The organism is Paenibacillus sp. FSL H7-0943 (assembly GCF_037963265.1).
Taxonomy (GTDB): domain Bacteria; phylum Bacillota; class Bacilli; order Paenibacillales; family Paenibacillaceae; genus Paenibacillus_AQ; species Paenibacillus_AQ odorifer.
Window position 1 is genome coordinate 2,501,248 of sequence record NZ_CP150148.1, and the last position, 18,036, is coordinate 2,519,283.

Consider the following 18,036-nt stretch of genomic DNA (forward strand, 5'->3'; position numbering starts at 1 on the left):
AACATGAGTGATCTGTTTGCAGGATTAGGTCAGTTTGTTAGTTCTGATGAGTTTAAAGCAGATATGAAGACCAAGGCAACAGTCGATAGAATAAAAGACTTATTTACAGTGATGCATGATGGCCATTTACCAAATGGTCTATTTTATAACCCCAATGCCAGATGGCTCGCCGGTATCCAGTTCAAACCGGTTCCATTCGTTGATCTTTCCGCTTTATTTCAGGATGAGCATAACCGTTATGGCATTTTTGTTCAATTACTTGGAGATGGGGCAGGTCCCTTCGCTGGATTGAACGGTGATTTCAGTTATGAAAAAAGAAAAGGCTCCGTTGGACGGTTCACCGGAGCTATCAGTCTACCTGAAGAACAGCGGCGTATCGAGATGGGCGCAGTAACCGTGATCGTCCCCGAAGTTGCACTCGATCTCTACCGAAACGGAGATTTCAAGATCGATGTCGGGTTTCCGGTCGGCTTGGATTTTAGCCGTTCATTATGCATAGAGGCTCCGCCGTATGTTGGATGGGGAGGCTTTTATTTTGCCCGCTTAAGCGCTGAGACGTCTGCGTATAGCAGAGTTCCAGAAATTAGTGCGACAATAGGTACTTTCAGTTCAATTATTGAGGCCGGACTAGCTGTCAATCTGGGGTACGGCAAATACTTCAAACGGGGAGTGCTGAATGCTGGACTTAGTTTGACGGGGATTGGAATCCTGGAAGGAACGAATGCAACGTTTAACGCGAATTGCGACCCTTCCAAGAATGGAGCAAAGTTCAGCTGGTACCAAGGAATATTGGGACTATCCGGCAAAGTTTTTGGAGAGGTGGATTTAAAGGTACTTAAGGCCGTAGTGGATTGCGAAGTCAACGCAACGGCCAACATGATCATTGAAGCCTATAAGGAAACGAATATCGATTTTGTGCTGGAAGTCCATGCGCATGGAGAAATAGAAGCCGATTTCGGTATCGCAAAGGGGAAGATATCACGAAGCTTTCACGACAAAATGAATATGGATTTTGTAATGGGCAAAGAGACTACAGCTCCATGGGATACATGCTCTCCCCTTCAATCCCCACACCATTCATTGACTACGGACAATCTGGTCTGGTGGCCGGTTATCGTTCCTGCGCTGGAACGGCGCAAATTAACGCTCTATTGTATGCCGCAGCTTTCCGTCGGAGAAGAGGGCGGCAGCAAGAAGGTTCAGTGCTCAGCCATGTTGTACATGATTGACGATCCTCTTCAACCCGACGGATTTAAGACATGGGCTAAGGGGGTACTGCTATGGACGCTGAATGCTTACTTGAACCGTAATTCTAGCTCAGGTACTCCCATCGACAGGTTGCTTCAACAGAACATTACTAAAGAAGAATTAAAGAGTATTGAAAGATACACAACAGACGGCCAATCGCCGATTATCTATAATCAGAGCGGAACGGGTATTGTATCATTTCTGGCCGAATATTTTGAGATTTCGATATGCCATCCGGAAATAGGTTGCAGCGGAACGCCGGAAATCAAACAATTAGTATTTTTTCCGATCTTCCCCGATATCGAACTGACAGTCGAACAGGCACTCCTTGGGGTAGCAATGCCGCAAACCTCAAAAATTGATTTCACAAATAACCAAACGATCTCCACGGATAAGCTTGAGTATATAAGACAACATTCGCGTCAGATGATGGCCGAGCCAGTTCATGAAGATAAGTGTGAAGAAACTAACCCTCAACCCGATCCTCTACCATTGCTTAATATAGAGCTATCAATGGCTACCTTGTGGATTCAGGATGTTGTAACCATGTGTACGCGTGCCCTGGCCAGAGAAGCCGTTGATCAATCAGGCTTAGGTTTGCCAGGGGATATGATATTAATAAGCGATCTTGTCGATAAAGTCGTCGATAATAATGAGCGGATGAAAATAGTCGCGGCAAGCATCTCCCAATTCACTCTGTTCGGGCTCCTGGTGAAGCAGAGTAAGTCTTCGGAGCAAAAATCTGTTTATAGCGAGATTGGGCAGCAATTTCCGTTAGCCGATTCGTTGACTGGGCTTACCTTAAAACTGGAGCTTCTGCCAAGCAATTTGCCGGTAACAATGAACAATTGCACAGAGCCTCACGGTGATCTGTCTACCCTCACGATCATTTTTCCCGATTGCGAATTGGATCGGATAACGGCGTTGCGACATACCGAATTACCGGATGATGATTGGTCATGTGTCCGTCCGCTTACACCCTATGTTGACGTTCCCAACACTTATCCGGGGAAACAGCTGCAGATATGGGAAAACACCCGTTCAGCGACAGGAATCAGACGGAAACTGAGTGTTTTCACGGCAGCGCTTGGTCATAGATTGGCGGCACAGGCAGGAACTTTGGCTTTGTGGCAAAGGGATAAGCAACAAGCACATAAACTAGATCCCGCCAGAGACGAATATCGACTTGCGACATTTGTAGAAATCCGGTTGTGGCCAACTAATGTTCTTAATATGTATGAGCTGAAAGGCGCGAGCGGATACGGACAACTGCTTCTTGAACGGTTAAGCCGGGAGATCGCAAATGAATCAAGTAGAGGTCCGGTAGGTCTGGAGAGTGTTCATGTTCTTCACTTGCGTAAAGAATCGGATGGTCAGGTTATTTGGAGTTCGGACAGCAAGCTGCCTCTGGTTCTCAGCAGTAATCTGACAAAGTTCACTGAACCTCCGGTAAACGGCTTGTCTGCGGTGACAGCCCAAACTCCCGCAACATTCGCACAACTGCTGCATACCAGCGGCACTATCCGATCCGGAGGCTTTTATCTTTGGTATGAGAATCCATTTGACCAGCCGCCAGACCCGGATAATCCTATACTTGCACAGATCCTTTTCCGGTATGTTAACAACGCACCTCTAGGTGCATACGTGAATGCGGCGGATACGGTAATAGGTTCCGATTCGGATGAAGCCTTTTATTTTCTGGATACCCTCCGAAGCAGCAAACCTGCATTTCCTTCCGGTCATGCAGGCATTGAGATATACCGTCCTGCCGACAAGGAGTCAACGGATTTGCAGGCGTATTTGCGCCGGATGTTTTATCTGATCGGTACAAAGCTAAAGGGTAATCTGGCGTTTGCTGAGCAGGATCTTTCAGACGTGCCCATCGCACCGGTTGGGGAAGTAGATGCACTGCCCTGTGATTTACCCACAGATCCCTCCAGGTGGCCGGGACCATGGTATCAGTATCGGCCTGTATTGCCGATTGTCAAGCATGCTATACAGCCGCCGGAGACTGTAGAATGCGATAAGCCCGCGGGTAACCCCTATGCCGGTCTGGGAGAAAAAGTAGTAATAACCCTATATCCACGGGATGTTCTTGGAAATACACTGTCCAAACCAAAACACGATTACATTATACCGGTGCTTTACCGTGATTTTGTTATTCCTCCTCATCAGTGGCCGGGGACAACCCTGTGCTACCGTCTGGATCAGAACGGGCTTGTTGTAACTCTGGCTTTTTTTGCGGACGGTCTGACAGATGAACAAGCCCGTGCTGCCAAAGACAGCTATGCGCTGGCTTATCATCAGTTGTCGCAGGAGTATGTCGAAGTGGGAGTGACCTTGTCGATTGATGAGACGAAGACGCATGATGTGAAGGATATCCTGACTGAATATGCCCTGGAATGCTGGCGTTCACTTTGCAAGAAGCTTTCCGGCGAGCCTTATAATCGGGTGATCAAAAAGTGTGAAATTGATCCTTCAGCGATAACACTCACCAAGGAGAAGCCTCTCTATGAGCTGACCCTTGAATTGACAATATTACGCGCATTCGAAGAGCATATAGATCCTGACATGAAATCCATTCCAGAGACAGTCAGTGGCACCAGCCGCATCCAGCATGAATCGTCAACCAGAATTGCTGGAACACAAACGATCGAAGCGTTCGCCCGATATTTTGAAGTGGCCTTTGATCGAAAGATAGGTGCGGGTGCATGGCGTGATAGCGAGGATAGCAACCGACTCTGGGTTGTCGGTATAGGTACCAAAGCCACAGCTTGCTTGAAAACAGAACGACAAGCCGCTGAATTCTTCTACGGTGCAGCACCGTTTGAGACCATGAAGCGCAGCCGCACATTAACCGTTCAGCCGTATGAATTATTCTCTGCCACAGGCGGTACAGTATTGGCTGATGCTCTGGAGACGGAATCCGTGGAAGACTTGGATATTTGGGTTCAGCAAGTGTTCGCTTTCATTGACGAAATGCTCGACAAGGATTGTCTGAGCGTGATAGGCAAACATGATGGAGCCATACAATTGGAGAGTCTTCGCAAGGCAAAAAGCGAAATAGCCGAAGCATATGCGAGCAAAGTCAGTCATCTGGGCAAGCTGAAGGTTTCCGATATTTCCGATTTGGCCGCTGCACGTGAACGATTCAAGCAGCAAATGCTGGTCCAGCTCGCCGAAGCCTATAAGCAGGATACAGTCATACAGCAGCCGTTTAACGTGGGAATCGCTTGCGGTGATCCGGGTGAAATGGATCAAGTGAGTTTTTATGGGCCGATTGAGGCGGAAAGCTTCATTGGATTGTCTGATGAATGCAAGGCGGAACCGGGAAGTGAGATTTACGTCCAGGCAAGCTTTACTCCGGCTAAACTGTCGCTTCACAGGGGTACACAGCAATTGACCTATTTGTTTAATGTTAAGAACACCGGTCATTTTCCGCGGTATCAAGCCAAAGGTGTGAATTATCGGGTTACACATTTGGAATATGCGCTTGAGGAGAAGGGGGTTGTTTCATCAGCCTGGATATCGTTAATCGTACCGTATGATCTTCCATTGGGAGACATGGTTATCCCTGTAGTGATAAAAGGGCATCCGGAGCCCCCGTTGCTTCTGCGCCATGGTTATATCGACCCGGAAGAACCGGATATTGACAATGCCAGGACTCTGCTTGATTTGACTAAAGAATGGAAGTATACGTTTACGTATAAGCTTCGGCAAGAAATGACAGGACAAGATCGTTTGAAGCATGAAATTGTCTGGAATGAAGAACTGCCAGTTGCTAAGCGCACATTAGCAGATGAGCTTCCTCAGGCTCTTGCCCAGCTCATCCATATCATGCCGGATATACGCATGGCTTTGCAGCCTGAAGCTGATTCAACTGGAGTTTCCAAAGCGGTGGAGTGTTTGAAGAAATGTGTGGAACAGATCGTCTCGAAATGGAATTCCTGGCTCTCCAAGACGGCATTCGGAGTGAACAGCGGCGAGCCCACCACGTTCGATACGTTCGATACTTTGGAGCAGCAGGATAGTTCTTCCCTGTTGAAAGTGATGCTGGATAAGCTTACAGGTCCGATCTCGGTAGGGGATTTTTCCATGCAGATAGGTAAATACCAATCCGAACCCGCCGGCCCGGGAGCATTTCTCTTCTACTTTATGGGGGCAGACGGGAACCGGGAATATCTGCTGTTTGATCAGCGTATGCTGCCGGAAAATACGGAGCGGACTGTTCAAATCGAGAAGTTCAACATTTTCAGACTCCAGAGATCCCGGATAAGTCTTTATGAGACACGCAATGAGAGCTTAATGAAATGTTGCAGCTCCTATGAGGAAGCAACGGCAGAAGAGTTTGTTTACCGGACGCCAAAGGTCAGCCTCACGGAATCCATTGCACCTTGTTTAAGAACGACAAGGGAGATTGATTTTTCAACACTCTCCGGAGCCATGGAACATCCTATTAAAGAGCATGTAGGCACCTTATTGAACCAGCTGTTCGAAGATGGAGGTATTCCATTGCTGTCGCATTCGATAGTCTGCTCAGCATCCTATAAGTATGCGTACCTGTCCGTACACACCTTTCAGGACGACGCCACAGGGGAAATAACAGTTCCGGTCTGTTTTAAACATGCTAACCTGTATAAGGAAAATGAAGGATCAGTTGTGGAATTCTGCAGACAATTGAATGAGTGCATGAAACGAAAGGATGGACCTCTAAACAAACAAGGAAGGTTTGTCATTCAACTCAGCATTTACCCGGGAAATGCAGTAAATGCTAATACACTCCCAGTGTTGGTGATAGAAAAGCTCATATTGCCGCTTAATAAAATCAGCATTGTGGAGTAAGTATAATTAATGCAAGAGTGAGGGGGCTCATAAGCCATGAAATGGCTACTTGGGACACCCTTCTTTTTTTGTAGGGTCAACGTGAATACTCGGGTAGATGCTCCACCAACGGACTGTTATTCTGATCGCTATGCTCTCAAGATTTCTTTCATTCGCCTTAATGGTGAAAATCCGGGGAATAAGACGACATTTCGAATGGTTGCCAGGTGTGGTCAAGATTTTCTCGAAAGTTTTTCATCCCATGCGTCTATCAATTCAATCAATTTATAAATCACTGGAGCTTTCCAGTTGGACTAAATAAAGAAACAAAAACTGTAATAATTATACTTAATGAAAATATTCTTTTCATATTATATTCCCCCTTTATTATTTCTAACGATTAGATTTTTTCTTATTTTGATTAGATAATATAGAGTTAAGATAAATTGTATAATAGAAATACTCCAAGGAAGCAGAAAGAGCATTTCCACTTGATATTTTGGAAAAAATTCAATAGAAACGACAACTCCATATTCACTATCACTGTCATCTTGCATTGCATTGAAAAATAAAAGAAGTAAGAGGCTGGATAGCATAGTTACCAAAAACCAAATGGCATTGTACTTTATCCTCTGAGTCCTTATAAACAAAAAAGAATTAATAAAACATAATAAAAGTGGTATAAAGTACACCTTAAATGAAATATTTAATAACTCCGTTCCCCATCCCTCTATTCTTATCTTTAAAAAATAGATTAAGATCAGATGCAGTCCAACCACCAGTATTACATAAAGAATGGCTTGTAGTCCTGTCTTGAATGACTGCATCTTTCGTTCCCCTTTTCCATTCGTTCACTTAATGCTCTAATGATATCATCACCCTTCATCGAGATTTTCTTCTTACTTCAAGCACCTATATACCACCCCCTGAAATTATATGGATTAATTTTAACTAAAACACTAAATATCCTTATAATGTAATCATCGGGGATTTTAAGGCGGAAATTAATAGTAAACCCCTCTTTCGAGTAACAGTACTAACTCAACCCCGACAATTGTAACTGGACTTAGCAATATAAAAGTCATAACAGCAGGCAATCTATTTAGTTTTGCAATTTCTAAGGATGGAAATGTGTGGGGCTGGGGAGCTAACACGAATGGCGAACTGGGAGATGGTACGAGAATTAATCCAGTTTCATCTGCCATGGTAGCCTTAACTTAAAAGAGACGTGTAGAGGAGTATTTTATTTTGGGAAGGGCAGGGAGTACATTTAAACCAAAAATATTGAGCAAGAAACCTGGTATTTTAACATATGGGATGACACCACCGAAGGCAAGCCAATCACCAGAAAAGATATCAGAAATTGCACAGAAACAGGTTGAAAGACTTAAAAACGTTGATTTAGATGCTTTAATTCTTTACGACTTCGAGGAGGAAGTAGAAAGAGTTGATCATGAAAGACCTTACCCATATTTACCAACGATTGATCTGGCTATTTATGGTGATAAATATCTAGGACAAGTGGAGGTCCTAGGATTTCATTTGAAGGAGCAAACAGTATATTACATTATTACGTTAAATGAAAAGTGTACCCATTTTATTTTACGGTACTCTTTTTAATAGCGCTTTTTCTCATTTGAAATGAAATATTAGATGATTATTAGTTACTGGGGATTTAAATTCTCAATTAAATTGAAACAGTCTCTCTTATTTTATAAGGGTTTTCTGATAGTGAATTTTCATTTAAAATGAAAAATCACAGAAAACTAGAAATGTGACTATGCATAGCTAAAAGCAAGTGATCATCGAGTGGAAGTGTTAACCTTTTATCTCAATGGATCGCTTGTTTTTTTATTATTGATGATGTTCATTGAGAGGTTTTAACTATATGAGTTTTAGATACTATAGAACTACATACAGACTATGATAAAGAATTTATTGAATTTAGGGTAAGAAATGCTTTGGAAATGATAAAGGTAGTATTTAAAGAAAAAGATAAGGTTGGAATTGCGATTTGGTAAGTAACAACGTATTTACGCGGTGTGTCTGGTCTGTGAACTCTGGTTCTGCTAAGCTTTTTAACACAAAAACACGCGTACTTGTCTAACACAGGTACGCGTGTTTTTGTTATTCCACTACGAGAGGAATTATTTTTACATATCTAAATTTTTGAATGCATAAGGCAATAAATCCTTTAAACTCAGCTCTAAGATTTCTTTTTTCTCATTGGTTAAATAGACAGGCATGTCGGGCAAACAGAATTCCGATAATACTTGTCTGCAGATACTGCATGGCGGCAGAAAATCCATTGTGTCACCTGCTACAGCTATAGCCTGAAAATCACCTTTAGTATAGCCCTTTGTAATAGCCGTGAAGATTGCTGTTCTCTCTGCACAATTAGTAGCGCCAAAAGATACATTTTCTACGTTTACTCCATTAATAACATTTCCATCTTTAAGCAATAAGGCTGCTCCAACTGGAAATTTAGAATAAGGGGCATAAGCAGCTTTCTTTGTGTTACGTGCGCTTTCCATTAATTCTTCTTTATTCATAATACTCACCCTTTTTAAATAAGAATGAACCTTTCGGTCCCCTTATCGCCAACTTTAAGGTTGGCAGGACTTCTAATATTATAGTCACACCAAATGGTTGTCAACATGTACTACTCGAAAAGCATCATTAGGGAATCATAGCTTTAAAATATAACTAGATATAGTAAATAGAAGTTACACATATTAAGCCTGCCATGGTAACCTTATCTTAAAAGCGACGAGTAGAGGGGTTTTATAATTTGGGAGCGGCAGAAAATACATTTAAACAAAAAATATTGAGCAAAAAACCGGGTATTATAACATATGGAATGACACCACCGAAGGCAAGCCACGCACCAGAAAAGGTCTCGGAAATCGCCCAGAAACAGGTTGAGAGACTTAAAAACCTTGATTTAGATGCGTTAATTCTGTACGATGTTCAGGAAGAAGTAGACAGAGTGGATCATGAAAGACCTTATCCCTATTTACCAACGATTGATCCGGCTGTCTATGGTGATAAATATCTAAGACAGGTGGAGGTCCCGAAAATAATTTACCGGTGCGTCGGTAATGATACTAGAGCCCAGTTCGAGGATTGGGTTAAAACTGACGAAAATGAAGATAGATTTTCCGTGTATGTGGGCGCTTCGTCAAGTAAACAAGAGGTGAAATTGAATTTACCAGATGCTTATAAGCTAAGTAAACAGCTAAATAACAATTTAACTTTTGGCGGAGTTGTCATTCCGGAAAGACATATAAAAAAGAATGATGAGCATATACGGGTTGTCGAAAAGACCAACAGTGGGTGCAACTTTTTTATTACACAGGCAACTTATAATGTAGAGGCATCTAAGAATTTATTGTCTGATTTATATTATTACTATACAAATAACGGTTTTGAGATGGTTCCTATTTTATTTAATCTTGCACCATGCGGCACCGCGAAAACATTACAATTTATGAAGTGGTTAGGGATCAGTATCCCGGGATGGTTAGAAAACGAGTTAAAATACTCGAATGATATTTTGGATAAATCAATCCAGCTATCACAAAAAATCTTTGAAGAATTGCTAGATTTCGGGCTGGAGAAGGGAATTCCTATTGGTTGCAGTATTGAAAGTGTTTCAACAAGTAAGTTGGAGATTGAAGCATCCGTACAGCTTGTTAAAGATGTGAAGGCTATTTTGGATAAGAAGCTGCCTACCAAATAGAAAAAGATTCCTCAAATTATTGAGAAACCCAGGTCATTTAAAGACCATGGGTTTCTTTTTAGGTTATATGCCACTAGGTCAAATTATTAAACATTATAGCCGAAGCCCAGTATAGTAAAAGACTTGTCCTGATCTTCCGGCACCATTCTGATTTCTACCTGATGCTCCCCACTAACCTCATTTTGATAAAGAATTACCGGATTGCAATGTGTCCAATTATTCTCATGTGGATCAGCGGTGACTACAAGACAACCATCGACGTAAATGTTTGCCTTGCCGAATTCGCTGCTGCCAGAATCCTTGTATACAAGGATGAGATTTTTGCTTGTTATCGTCAGCTTGAAGCTGTGTTCCCCAGACGACGCTGAATGCATCCAATTATGAGGGAATTCCGGAGTTCCGAAAGGATTGGTATCCATTTCTACCCGCTGCAAATCGGTATCGATCCCCGAAAATCCGCCCACCTCGATCCTGCCTGCGTCAATATGGCTTTTGCGGTCCAGCAGGAGGGTTCCCACAAAATCATTCCCGATGACCGGATGTTGATCCAATAGGAGATCATCTTCGTCCATTAGCGTTTTGTGGGTTTCGGAGAATAAATAAGCCAGACAATCAGCCATTACCCGGTGACCATCATTAGTAGGATGATAGATATCATAGAAAAATTGCCGTTTCGAGAGGATGTTCCCCTCATTTTTGCTTAGGCGGAACTGCCCGGATACCGCATCCTTTACACTAACCATAGGAAGATTATAAGCCCGGCCAATGGGGGAGAGCCGTTCCTGCAGGTTCCAGTCATTCATAAACACGCTGAAAAGGAGAACTACTGCCGGTCTATTATCGGCGGAAAGTATTTTTAGGCATAAGCTTTCAAAACAGTTGCCTTTCGTTTCATCCCCTTCGTCGTTTACCGCAAATTCTACCACCACGATATCAGGTGTTACAGAACCTTCCCGGAGAATATCCCTTTCATAACGGATGACCCCAAGCTCGGACGGTGTTCCACCTACCCCAGCCTTCACAAAATGGATGTTCTCACCACCATTCGTACCGAATAATTCCTTAAATCTCAGATACGATTGGTAGGCATAACATTCTGTATGGATCGGCTTAGCACCTGCTCCCTGAGTAATGGAACCCCCAATATAAGCAATCGTGACATCCTCACCTTTTATAGCCTTATGGATGGCCGTTTTTAATCTTTTATTATTGCCCGGATGAAGCAAGGATTGGGTAATGATCTCCCGGTATTCGTTAGAATCAAACGCTACAGGCGGTTCAATTATTAGCTCTGGTACAGAATAACCGTCATGCAAATAAAAAATTATACTCGCGATGGCCAGTTCGCCTTCATGTTTAAATTCAAAAGCGAATTTGCCGAGCACCGCATCCTCTTCAGACCATTCCAAATCCTCTAACTTCAAGAGGACTTCGGAACCGTCGGAGGGACAGGGCACACGTATGCTGCTGCCTGTTTCGTATTTGCTGGTTTTGCCCCAGTTCTGCAATAGAAAAGAGATGGGCTCGTTCTGCTCAGGATCCCTTCTCACAGACACTCCGATACTATGGACTAATTTGCGGAATCCAACGCAGTTTCCTAGCAGCTCCAGTATTGTCTCATCAGTGACGCCGCCAATATATCTGGCCTTGTCGATTAGATAGTTACCTTCCAGATAAACTTCCTGTGAAGGTGGACCTTCGGCCCGGGCTGTCGCCTCAATCGCGGTTTCGTAGACCACAAAAAAACCGTTCCTGCGTTCAGCCGGATCCTTGGGCGCCTTTGGACCTTCAATCTTGCCTCCTGTAATGATCCCGTTATTGTTTTTCATATTGATCATCCTCGCTTTTTGTATAAGCTTTTCTTGTTATGGATGCGCTTGCAAAAAATATATTTTTATTAGAAGGAATACCTGTTAACAGTAACACCAAATATCCAGATTGTTCAACCGATAAACAAAGTTTCATTTAATAATTACAAAAAGTTGCTAGTTTACACATGGATGTTGAAATCGCTTACTTATATAATGTGCCTAGTCATACGAAAATAGGATGCTTAAGGGGAGAATTATCATGCCTACGAAGGAATTGCACCTTGTGAAGCAGGGCAGTGCTGCCAAGATTTACGTGGACCCCAAGGGGAAAGATTATGAGGGATTACGCCGGGTGGCACAGTCTTTTGCAGCAGATGTTAAACAGGTAACAGAGGTAGAACCTGAGATATATACACAATTGAACAAATTGGATGGAACAGTCATAATCGCTGGATCGATAGGCAGCAATGATTTTATCGATGATTTAATCGCGGAGGGAACCGTTGATGTATCGGCCATCCAAAATAAAAGAGAATGTTATAAAATTCAGGTGGTTGAACAACCCACAGCGGGAGTGGACAAGGCGCTAGTCATTGTAGGAAGTGATAAACGGGGGACGATTTACGGGTTATATTCGATCTCCGAAAAGATTGGAGTTAGTCCTTGGGTGTACTGGGCGGATATTGTGCCGGAGAAGAAGCCGGCATTGTCCATTCCTGATAACAAGCTTCATGTGATCTCCAAGGAGCCTTCGGTTAAATATAGAGGTATTTTTTTGAATGACGACTGGCCGTCTTTAGGTTCTTGGGTAACTCAAAGATTTGGTGACTTTAATGAAGATTTCTATGACAAGGTATTTGAACTCATTCTTCGCTTGAAGGGGAATTATTTATGGCCGGCGATGTGGAGCGCCGAATTCAGCCTGAATGGTAAAAGCAGCCCGATTGCCAACGCCAAGCATGCACAAGAATACGGAATTATTATGGGGACCTCCCATCATGAACCCTTATTCCGGGCAGGCAGTGAATGGCAGAAGGTATACAGCCAATACGGAACAAGTAACCTATGGGATTTCGCCCTTAATAAACAGGCGATTACAGATTTCTGGGAAGACGGAATCAAGCGTAATCAGGACTTTGATAACTTGATTACCCTAGGCATGCGGGGGGAAAGTGACTCTGCGCTGGAGGGCTCCGACCAGGAGAATATTGATCTGCTGAAGGACATTATACTTACGCAAAAAGAACTATTGAAGAAATACAATCTTGAACATGCGCCGCAAATTTTGGCCGTTTATAAGGAAGTTGAGAAGTACTGGTATGGCACTGCCGGGGTGGAAGGGTTGAAGGACTGGGATGTTCTGAATGACGTTACGATCCTGCTTGCTGACGATAACTTTGGCAATCTCCGCAAAATCCCGACAAAAAACGAACGTAACCGCAGCGCAGGATGGGGGATGTATTATCATTTTGACTATCATGGTGGTCCGCATTCCTATGAATGGTTAAATACGACCCCGCTTGAAAAAGTCTGGGAGCAAATGTGTATGGCATACGATTATGGCATCCGTGATGTATGGATTGTGAACGTCGGGGATTTGAAGCCTATGGAATTGCCCATTTCCTACTTTCTGGATTTGGCCTACGATTTTGAGGCTTGGGGGACAGGTGCAATCAATCGGACTGTGGAATACACCAACCGTTGGGTAGAGCAGCAATTCGGATATGTGCTGGAACAAGAGACATGTCTGGGAATCGCACAATTGTTAGGGGATTATATCCGGATGAACGGTCGGCGCAAGCCTGAAATTATTTATCCGTCCACCTTCAGTCCTATCCATTACAATGAGGCGCACAGAGTTCTGGAGCAAGCGGTGATGATCGAGAAGGCTGCCGGCAAATACGATGAGCTAATCCCGGAACAACTAAAGGATGCTTACTTCCAGCTCGTATATTTCCCTGCTGTTGCCTCGGCCAATGTGGTCAAAATGCAAATTTATGCTGGACTGAACCATCTATACGCTAAGCGAAATAGTATGTTGGCAAATACTTACGCTGCTCTGACCCGCGAAACCATCGAACGGGATAAGTATCTGGAGCTGGTTTATAATAGCGGAATTTCGGATGGAAAATGGCAGGGAATGATGAGTTCCCCTCATGTAGGGTATATACATTGGAATGCAGAAGGGTGGAAATATCCGGATGTAAACACCTTGACGCCCGCCAGAGGTTCTTTAATGATTGTCGATGTGGAAGGAACGGAACAAGCGTATGTTTCCGGCACAGCTAATCTTCGGGTATTTACAAATCTCCAAAAAGAAAACTATCGCATCACAATCAGTAACGGTGGAGAAGCGGGTTTTGAATATCAGGTGCGGAGCAGCGTAGATTGGATCAAGCTTGAGAAAATACGCGGCTGGATTGAGGCAGGGGAGACGCTTCAGGTTTCCGTAGATTGGGAGAAGGTCAAAGAAGCATCGACGGGCGAAATTACGATCTCCGGTGCCGGGAATATAGTTAAGGTGAAGGCAGCCGTGGATTGGATAGACATTCCGGATATGCCACCGATGACATTCATCGAGACCCATAATATCGTGTCCATTGAAGCGGAGCATACCATAACTCGTGTTTCGAAATCAGGGGTGGTATGGAAGACCATTGACAGCTATGGACGTTCTTTATCCTCGGTTAAAATGTTTCCGGATGCTGTATCTTTTGAACAACCGGAGGATGCACCTTGTCTGGAATATCGGATTCTAGTGCAGCAGGACACCGATTATAGCTTAACCGCGTATATTGCGCCGACAAACAATCTGTCACAAACTAGCGGGTTAAAATATGCGATAGGTTTCGATGATCAGGCACCCGTGATTAAGGATGCTTTACCAACGAACTTTGAAGGCGGCAATCATGATAATGAACCGTGGTGCCGCGCGGTTATGGACAATATTCATGCTGTAACCACCAGCCATGCTTTAACGAAGGGTCTTCATACCCTCCGCTTTTACGGATTGGATGCGGGTCTGGTTCTGCAAAAGCTTGTATTGTCCGCTGCCCAGCTTCCTTATTCCTATTTAGGGCCGGAGGAGAGCTTTTATACTAGCGGGACGGCGTCCATTCTTAGTTAGGTTGAATTAATAGGGCGAACAACTGGGTTGCTTCGGATCCTCCGTTATTTCAGGGCAGATGACGGAGGATAACCCTTTATATTTTTGAAAACGTTGCTGAAGTAGGCGACATCTTGATAACCACAGTGCGCTGCCACTTCGGACACATTAAAACCACCAGCCGATAGAATCATCTCAGCATTGTTCACGCGCACCTTGTTTATAAATTCTTTACAGGTGGAGCCAGTGTTCTGCTTAAACAGCTTACCAAGATATACGGGATTTAGGGCAACCAAATCTGCCAGCTCCTTGATCGTAACTTCCTCCGAATAATGATCCATGATATAGGTCATCACTTTTTGGATTCTTAGATCTATCAGAGGTGTTTCTTGATGGTGGGCGATACTTAATAAGCGGTACACAATCAGTTGAAAGATGGCCCGGGCCTTCATTTTGTAGAAAGGTTGTTTGCCCATCCAGATATGTGAGAATTCTTTAATATCCTCTAGAATCTCTTTAGTTCTCCAATTCCTAGTTACAGTCTCAAAAGGGAGCTGCACATGATTGTCCTCACCCTCCCAGAAGAAATTGAAGGCAAAGGAACGCATGGGTGCCTCCTTGAAAGTCTGAGCTTCCCGAATGCTGCCAGAAGGGGCATAGAGCATATCCCCGGCTTCAACCGTGAATTTCTCTCCATTAATAAAATAGTCAGACTTCCCTTCTACGATGAAGGTAAGATCATGGAAATCAATTTTACTCCTCGTAATCTCCCAATCCGGGAAGGATCGGCGATCAACGAACAAAAAAACACGGGGAACAAGATTTTCGTATTTGGTAATGTCCATTTCTACCATCCCTCTTTCCTTATAAATAGATCCGCGCTAATGCCGATTGGTATATTATACAAAAATGAATCCAATTAAGAAATGGGATTGTAAATTGACTTTGCGCAATCAGAAGAATACAATAGTTTTATGACTATCGAACAATATTCCTTAAAAGATGATGAAAAGCGAGTGAAGATTTATAAAGCATTAGCAGAAGTGAAACGAATTGAAATGATTCGTTATCTTCATCTCCATAAGGAGAACAATACATGTGGGTCCATTGGTGAATCTATGGGAATGGATAAATCCAATGTGTCGTACCATCTGAAGATTTTGTATGAAGCTGATTTAGTAAGTGTCACACGTATGGGGCAGAATAAGATTAGCCAGCTTCGAGAGGATACGTTTAGCGAATTATTACCGGGTTTCTTGGACAGTTTATAATATGTCCGGAAACCTATAATTTTTTCTTGATAGTTTGATAGTTTTATAACTATTTGATAATCATGTACAGGATTTGGTTAATAGTTATAGGTAGCAGCAAAAATAAATATTAATGGAGTAGTGATCTATGAATCAGTTGAAAAATAAACAGGTCCTGTTAATTTCACGTCCTGTAGGCATGCCAACCCAGCAAAATTTCGAGTTCAAAGATATTCCTGTAGTTGAAGCAAAAGAAGGACAAGTTGTTGTACGAACGTTGTATTTGTCAGTGGATCCTTATATGCGCGGAAGAATGAATGATTCTAAATCGTATATTCCTCCGTATCAGCTTAATGAAGTCATCGCTGGAGGACTTGTGGGAGAGATCGTAGAATCCAAATCGGAGCGATTCAAAGCTGGAGATAAAGTCATCGGTATGCTGGGCTGGCAGTTATATAATACTGTAGATGCTAAAGCAGTAACCAAAATCGATGATTCGATTGCACCTGTATCGGTTTACTTAAGTGTTCTAGGTTTAACAGGGCTCACTGCATATTTCGGTTTACTTGATATCGGGCAGCCGAAAGAAGGAGAGACTGTCGTAGTGTCTGGAGCAGCGGGTTCAGTGGGGATGTTTGTTGGACAGATTGCCAAAATCAAAGGCGCTCGTGTCGTTGGGATCGCAGGTAGCGATGATAAATGCGACTATTTGAAAAAAGAACTTGGCTTTGATGCAACCATTAATTATAAAACAACGGAAAATTTAGGCCAGGCTTTGGAAGAAGCATGTCCAAAGGGTGTTGATGTTTATTTTGACAACGTGGGTGGATCGATTTCAGATGCTGTGATGAGCTTGCTTAATGATTATGCACGTATTCCACTATGTGGCGCTATTTCTTCCTATAACAGTACAGATGGAGATATGGGTCCACGTATTCAGAGCAGATTGATCAAAACCCGCTCCCTTATCAAAGGATTCGTTCTTAGTGATTACGCAGCCCGCCAGTCAGAAGGCCTTCAAGAGCTTGGAAAATGGCTAACAGAAGGTAAATTAAAATATGAAGAAACAGTTGTTGAAGGATTCGACAATGTGGTTGAAGCATTCCTGCAATTGTTCCAAGGTGCGAACCTCGGGAAGATGCTTGTTAAGGTGAGCGACTCCGAATTCTAAAACAACACAAACAGCTCTGGTAGAGATTTTTATATATCAGGGCTGTTTGTATTATTACCAATCAAATCCGTTCAGACCATACCCTGTTTGGACTTCATGCATTTAAGATTGTATGTGCGGCCATAGGCTTTTGCATATTTGACGATTCGCTCAATCATGCTGGTGTCATTCAGTTTGGTAAACGGGCACGGATCGGGGGCAGTATTTACTTCCAAGATCCATGGTTTAAGGCGTCGATCCAAAGCAATATCCACACCGATTTCCTGCAGGCCGGGATAGGCTGTGCTCAGCTGTCTGGCTGAGTTCACTCCGATTTGTTGCATGGACCGGATCAACGCGCTACTATTCTCTACGTTTGTGTAGGATTCTAATAATGCCTCTACCGGATAAATCGTTCCCCCTTGGCTCCCATTCGTAACCACTTTGCGAGGATGAGCTACGCGACCCGCAATGCCTGTAGCTTCCCACCCACCCTTAAGATTTCTTTGCACCATAACCCGGATATCAAATGGCCTTCCCTCATAAACCAAAAGCCAAATCCCTTTTTGCACCAAATAGGACTTTCCTTGGGTCTCGCTAGAGATTGCCCGATAAGCCATCTCGTAATCAGAAAATGTATGTTTATGCGTACCGGACTGATAGCTGTAGGCTGGTCGTTTTTTGGAGGAATGATCTTGCGATCTTTCAATCCGGATTACACCCTGTCCCAAAGATCCACAGCAGGGCTTAATGTACACCATTTTATGTTTTTGCAACATCTCATAGAGTACGTTTTTATTCATTTTTTTCGTTACCGGTATATACTTCCTTAGCTCTTGTTTTCTAAGCAGTACCCTTGTTTTCGTCAGCTTATTGGATATCCGCCGTATTGGCTCCTTCATTTTGTT

Annotated in this window: 11 protein-coding genes; 6 read left to right on the forward strand and 5 right to left on the reverse strand. The window is 43.3% G+C overall.

Features of this window, described 5'->3' with window-relative positions; genetic code table 11:
• Window positions 1-3 precede the first annotated feature (3 nt).
• A complete protein-coding gene (locus NSQ55_RS10750; protein ID WP_339173164.1) occupies window positions 4-6,090 on the forward strand; it encodes a hypothetical protein in 6,087 nt (2,028 codons plus the stop codon).
• A gap of 350 nt (window positions 6,091-6,440) precedes the next feature.
• Here NSQ55_RS10750 and NSQ55_RS10755 read toward each other — a convergent pair whose 3' ends face one another.
• The gene (locus tag NSQ55_RS10755) at window positions 6,441-6,896 is read right to left on the reverse strand and encodes a hypothetical protein (RefSeq protein ID WP_339173167.1); all 456 of its coding nucleotides are present in this window, start codon (window positions 6,894-6,896) and stop codon (window positions 6,441-6,443) included.
• A gap of 421 nt (window positions 6,897-7,317) precedes the next feature.
• On the opposite strand from NSQ55_RS10755, the gene NSQ55_RS10760 reads away from it, so the two are divergent.
• The gene (locus NSQ55_RS10760) at window positions 7,318-7,689 is read left to right on the forward strand and encodes a hypothetical protein (RefSeq protein ID WP_339173171.1); all 372 of its coding nucleotides are present in this window, start codon (window positions 7,318-7,320) and stop codon (window positions 7,687-7,689) included.
• A 533-nt stretch (window positions 7,690-8,222) separates the two neighbouring features.
• On the opposite strand, the gene NSQ55_RS10765 is transcribed toward NSQ55_RS10760, so the two are convergent.
• The gene (locus NSQ55_RS10765; protein ID WP_076186474.1) at window positions 8,223-8,621 is read right to left on the reverse strand and encodes a cytidine deaminase; all 399 of its coding nucleotides are present in this window, start codon (window positions 8,619-8,621) and stop codon (window positions 8,223-8,225) included.
• A 239-nt stretch (window positions 8,622-8,860) separates the two neighbouring features.
• Here NSQ55_RS10765 and NSQ55_RS10770 point away from each other — a divergent pair, with 239 nt between their 5' ends.
• A complete protein-coding gene (locus NSQ55_RS10770; protein WP_339173175.1) occupies window positions 8,861-9,811 on the forward strand; it encodes a 5,10-methylenetetrahydrofolate reductase in 951 nt (316 codons plus the stop codon).
• Window positions 9,812-9,897: 86 nt separating this feature from the next.
• Here the strand turns inward: NSQ55_RS10770 and NSQ55_RS10775 are convergent, their stop codons facing one another.
• A complete protein-coding gene (locus tag NSQ55_RS10775) occupies window positions 9,898-11,640 on the reverse strand; it encodes an SGNH/GDSL hydrolase family protein (protein ID WP_076280302.1) in 1,743 nt (580 codons plus the stop codon).
• Between the two features lie 241 nt (window positions 11,641-11,881).
• Here NSQ55_RS10775 and NSQ55_RS10780 point away from each other — a divergent pair, with 241 nt between their 5' ends.
• Window positions 11,882-14,749 carry a glycosyl hydrolase 115 family protein gene (locus NSQ55_RS10780; protein WP_339173179.1) on the forward strand — a complete coding sequence of 956 codons (2,868 nt, stop codon included), beginning with the start codon at window positions 11,882-11,884 and terminating at the stop codon, window positions 14,747-14,749.
• Between the two features lie 44 nt (window positions 14,750-14,793).
• Here NSQ55_RS10780 and NSQ55_RS10785 read toward each other — a convergent pair whose 3' ends face one another.
• The gene (locus NSQ55_RS10785) at window positions 14,794-15,573 is read right to left on the reverse strand and encodes a helix-turn-helix domain-containing protein (RefSeq protein WP_076186480.1); all 780 of its coding nucleotides are present in this window, start codon (window positions 15,571-15,573) and stop codon (window positions 14,794-14,796) included.
• 129 nt (window positions 15,574-15,702) lie between these two features.
• On the opposite strand from NSQ55_RS10785, the gene NSQ55_RS10790 reads away from it, so the two are divergent.
• Together NSQ55_RS10790 and NSQ55_RS10795 are read left to right on the forward strand one after the other, a co-directional pair.
• Window positions 15,703-15,999, forward strand: coding sequence for a helix-turn-helix transcriptional regulator (locus NSQ55_RS10790; RefSeq protein ID WP_339173181.1), 297 nt, complete (start codon window positions 15,703-15,705; stop codon window positions 15,997-15,999).
• A 127-nt stretch (window positions 16,000-16,126) separates the two neighbouring features.
• Complete coding sequence (locus tag NSQ55_RS10795) at window positions 16,127-17,149, forward strand: NADP-dependent oxidoreductase (protein WP_339173183.1); 1,023 nt, start codon at window positions 16,127-16,129, stop codon at window positions 17,147-17,149.
• 71 nt (window positions 17,150-17,220) lie between these two features.
• Here NSQ55_RS10795 and NSQ55_RS10800 read toward each other — a convergent pair whose 3' ends face one another.
• Window positions 17,221-18,030 (reverse strand): YheC/YheD family protein, encoded by an 810-nt coding sequence (locus NSQ55_RS10800; RefSeq protein ID WP_076129991.1) that lies wholly within the window; start codon window positions 18,028-18,030, stop codon window positions 17,221-17,223.
• Between the last annotated feature and the right edge of the window lie 6 nt (window positions 18,031-18,036).

Coding starts and splice junctions, on each gene's coding strand:
- NSQ55_RS10800 (WP_076129991.1), bottom strand. CDS start 18,030: ATGAAGGAGCCAATACGGCGGATATCCAATAAGCTGACGAAAACAAGG.
- NSQ55_RS10795 (WP_339173183.1), top strand. CDS start 16,127: ATGAATCAGTTGAAAAATAAACAGGTCCTGTTAATTTCACGTCCTGTA.
- NSQ55_RS10780 (WP_339173179.1), top strand. CDS start 11,882: ATGCCTACGAAGGAATTGCACCTTGTGAAGCAGGGCAGTGCTGCCAAG.
- NSQ55_RS10785 (WP_076186480.1), bottom strand. CDS start 15,573: ATGGACATTACCAAATACGAAAATCTTGTTCCCCGTGTTTTTTTGTTC.
- NSQ55_RS10790 (WP_339173181.1), top strand. CDS start 15,703: ATGACTATCGAACAATATTCCTTAAAAGATGATGAAAAGCGAGTGAAG.
- NSQ55_RS10755 (WP_339173167.1), bottom strand. CDS start 6,896: ATGCAGTCATTCAAGACAGGACTACAAGCCATTCTTTATGTAATACTG.
- NSQ55_RS10775 (WP_076280302.1), bottom strand. CDS start 11,640: ATGAAAAACAATAACGGGATCATTACAGGAGGCAAGATTGAAGGTCCA.
- NSQ55_RS10750 (WP_339173164.1), top strand. CDS start 4: ATGAGTGATCTGTTTGCAGGATTAGGTCAGTTTGTTAGTTCTGATGAG.
- NSQ55_RS10765 (WP_076186474.1), bottom strand. CDS start 8,621: ATGAATAAAGAAGAATTAATGGAAAGCGCACGTAACACAAAGAAAGCT.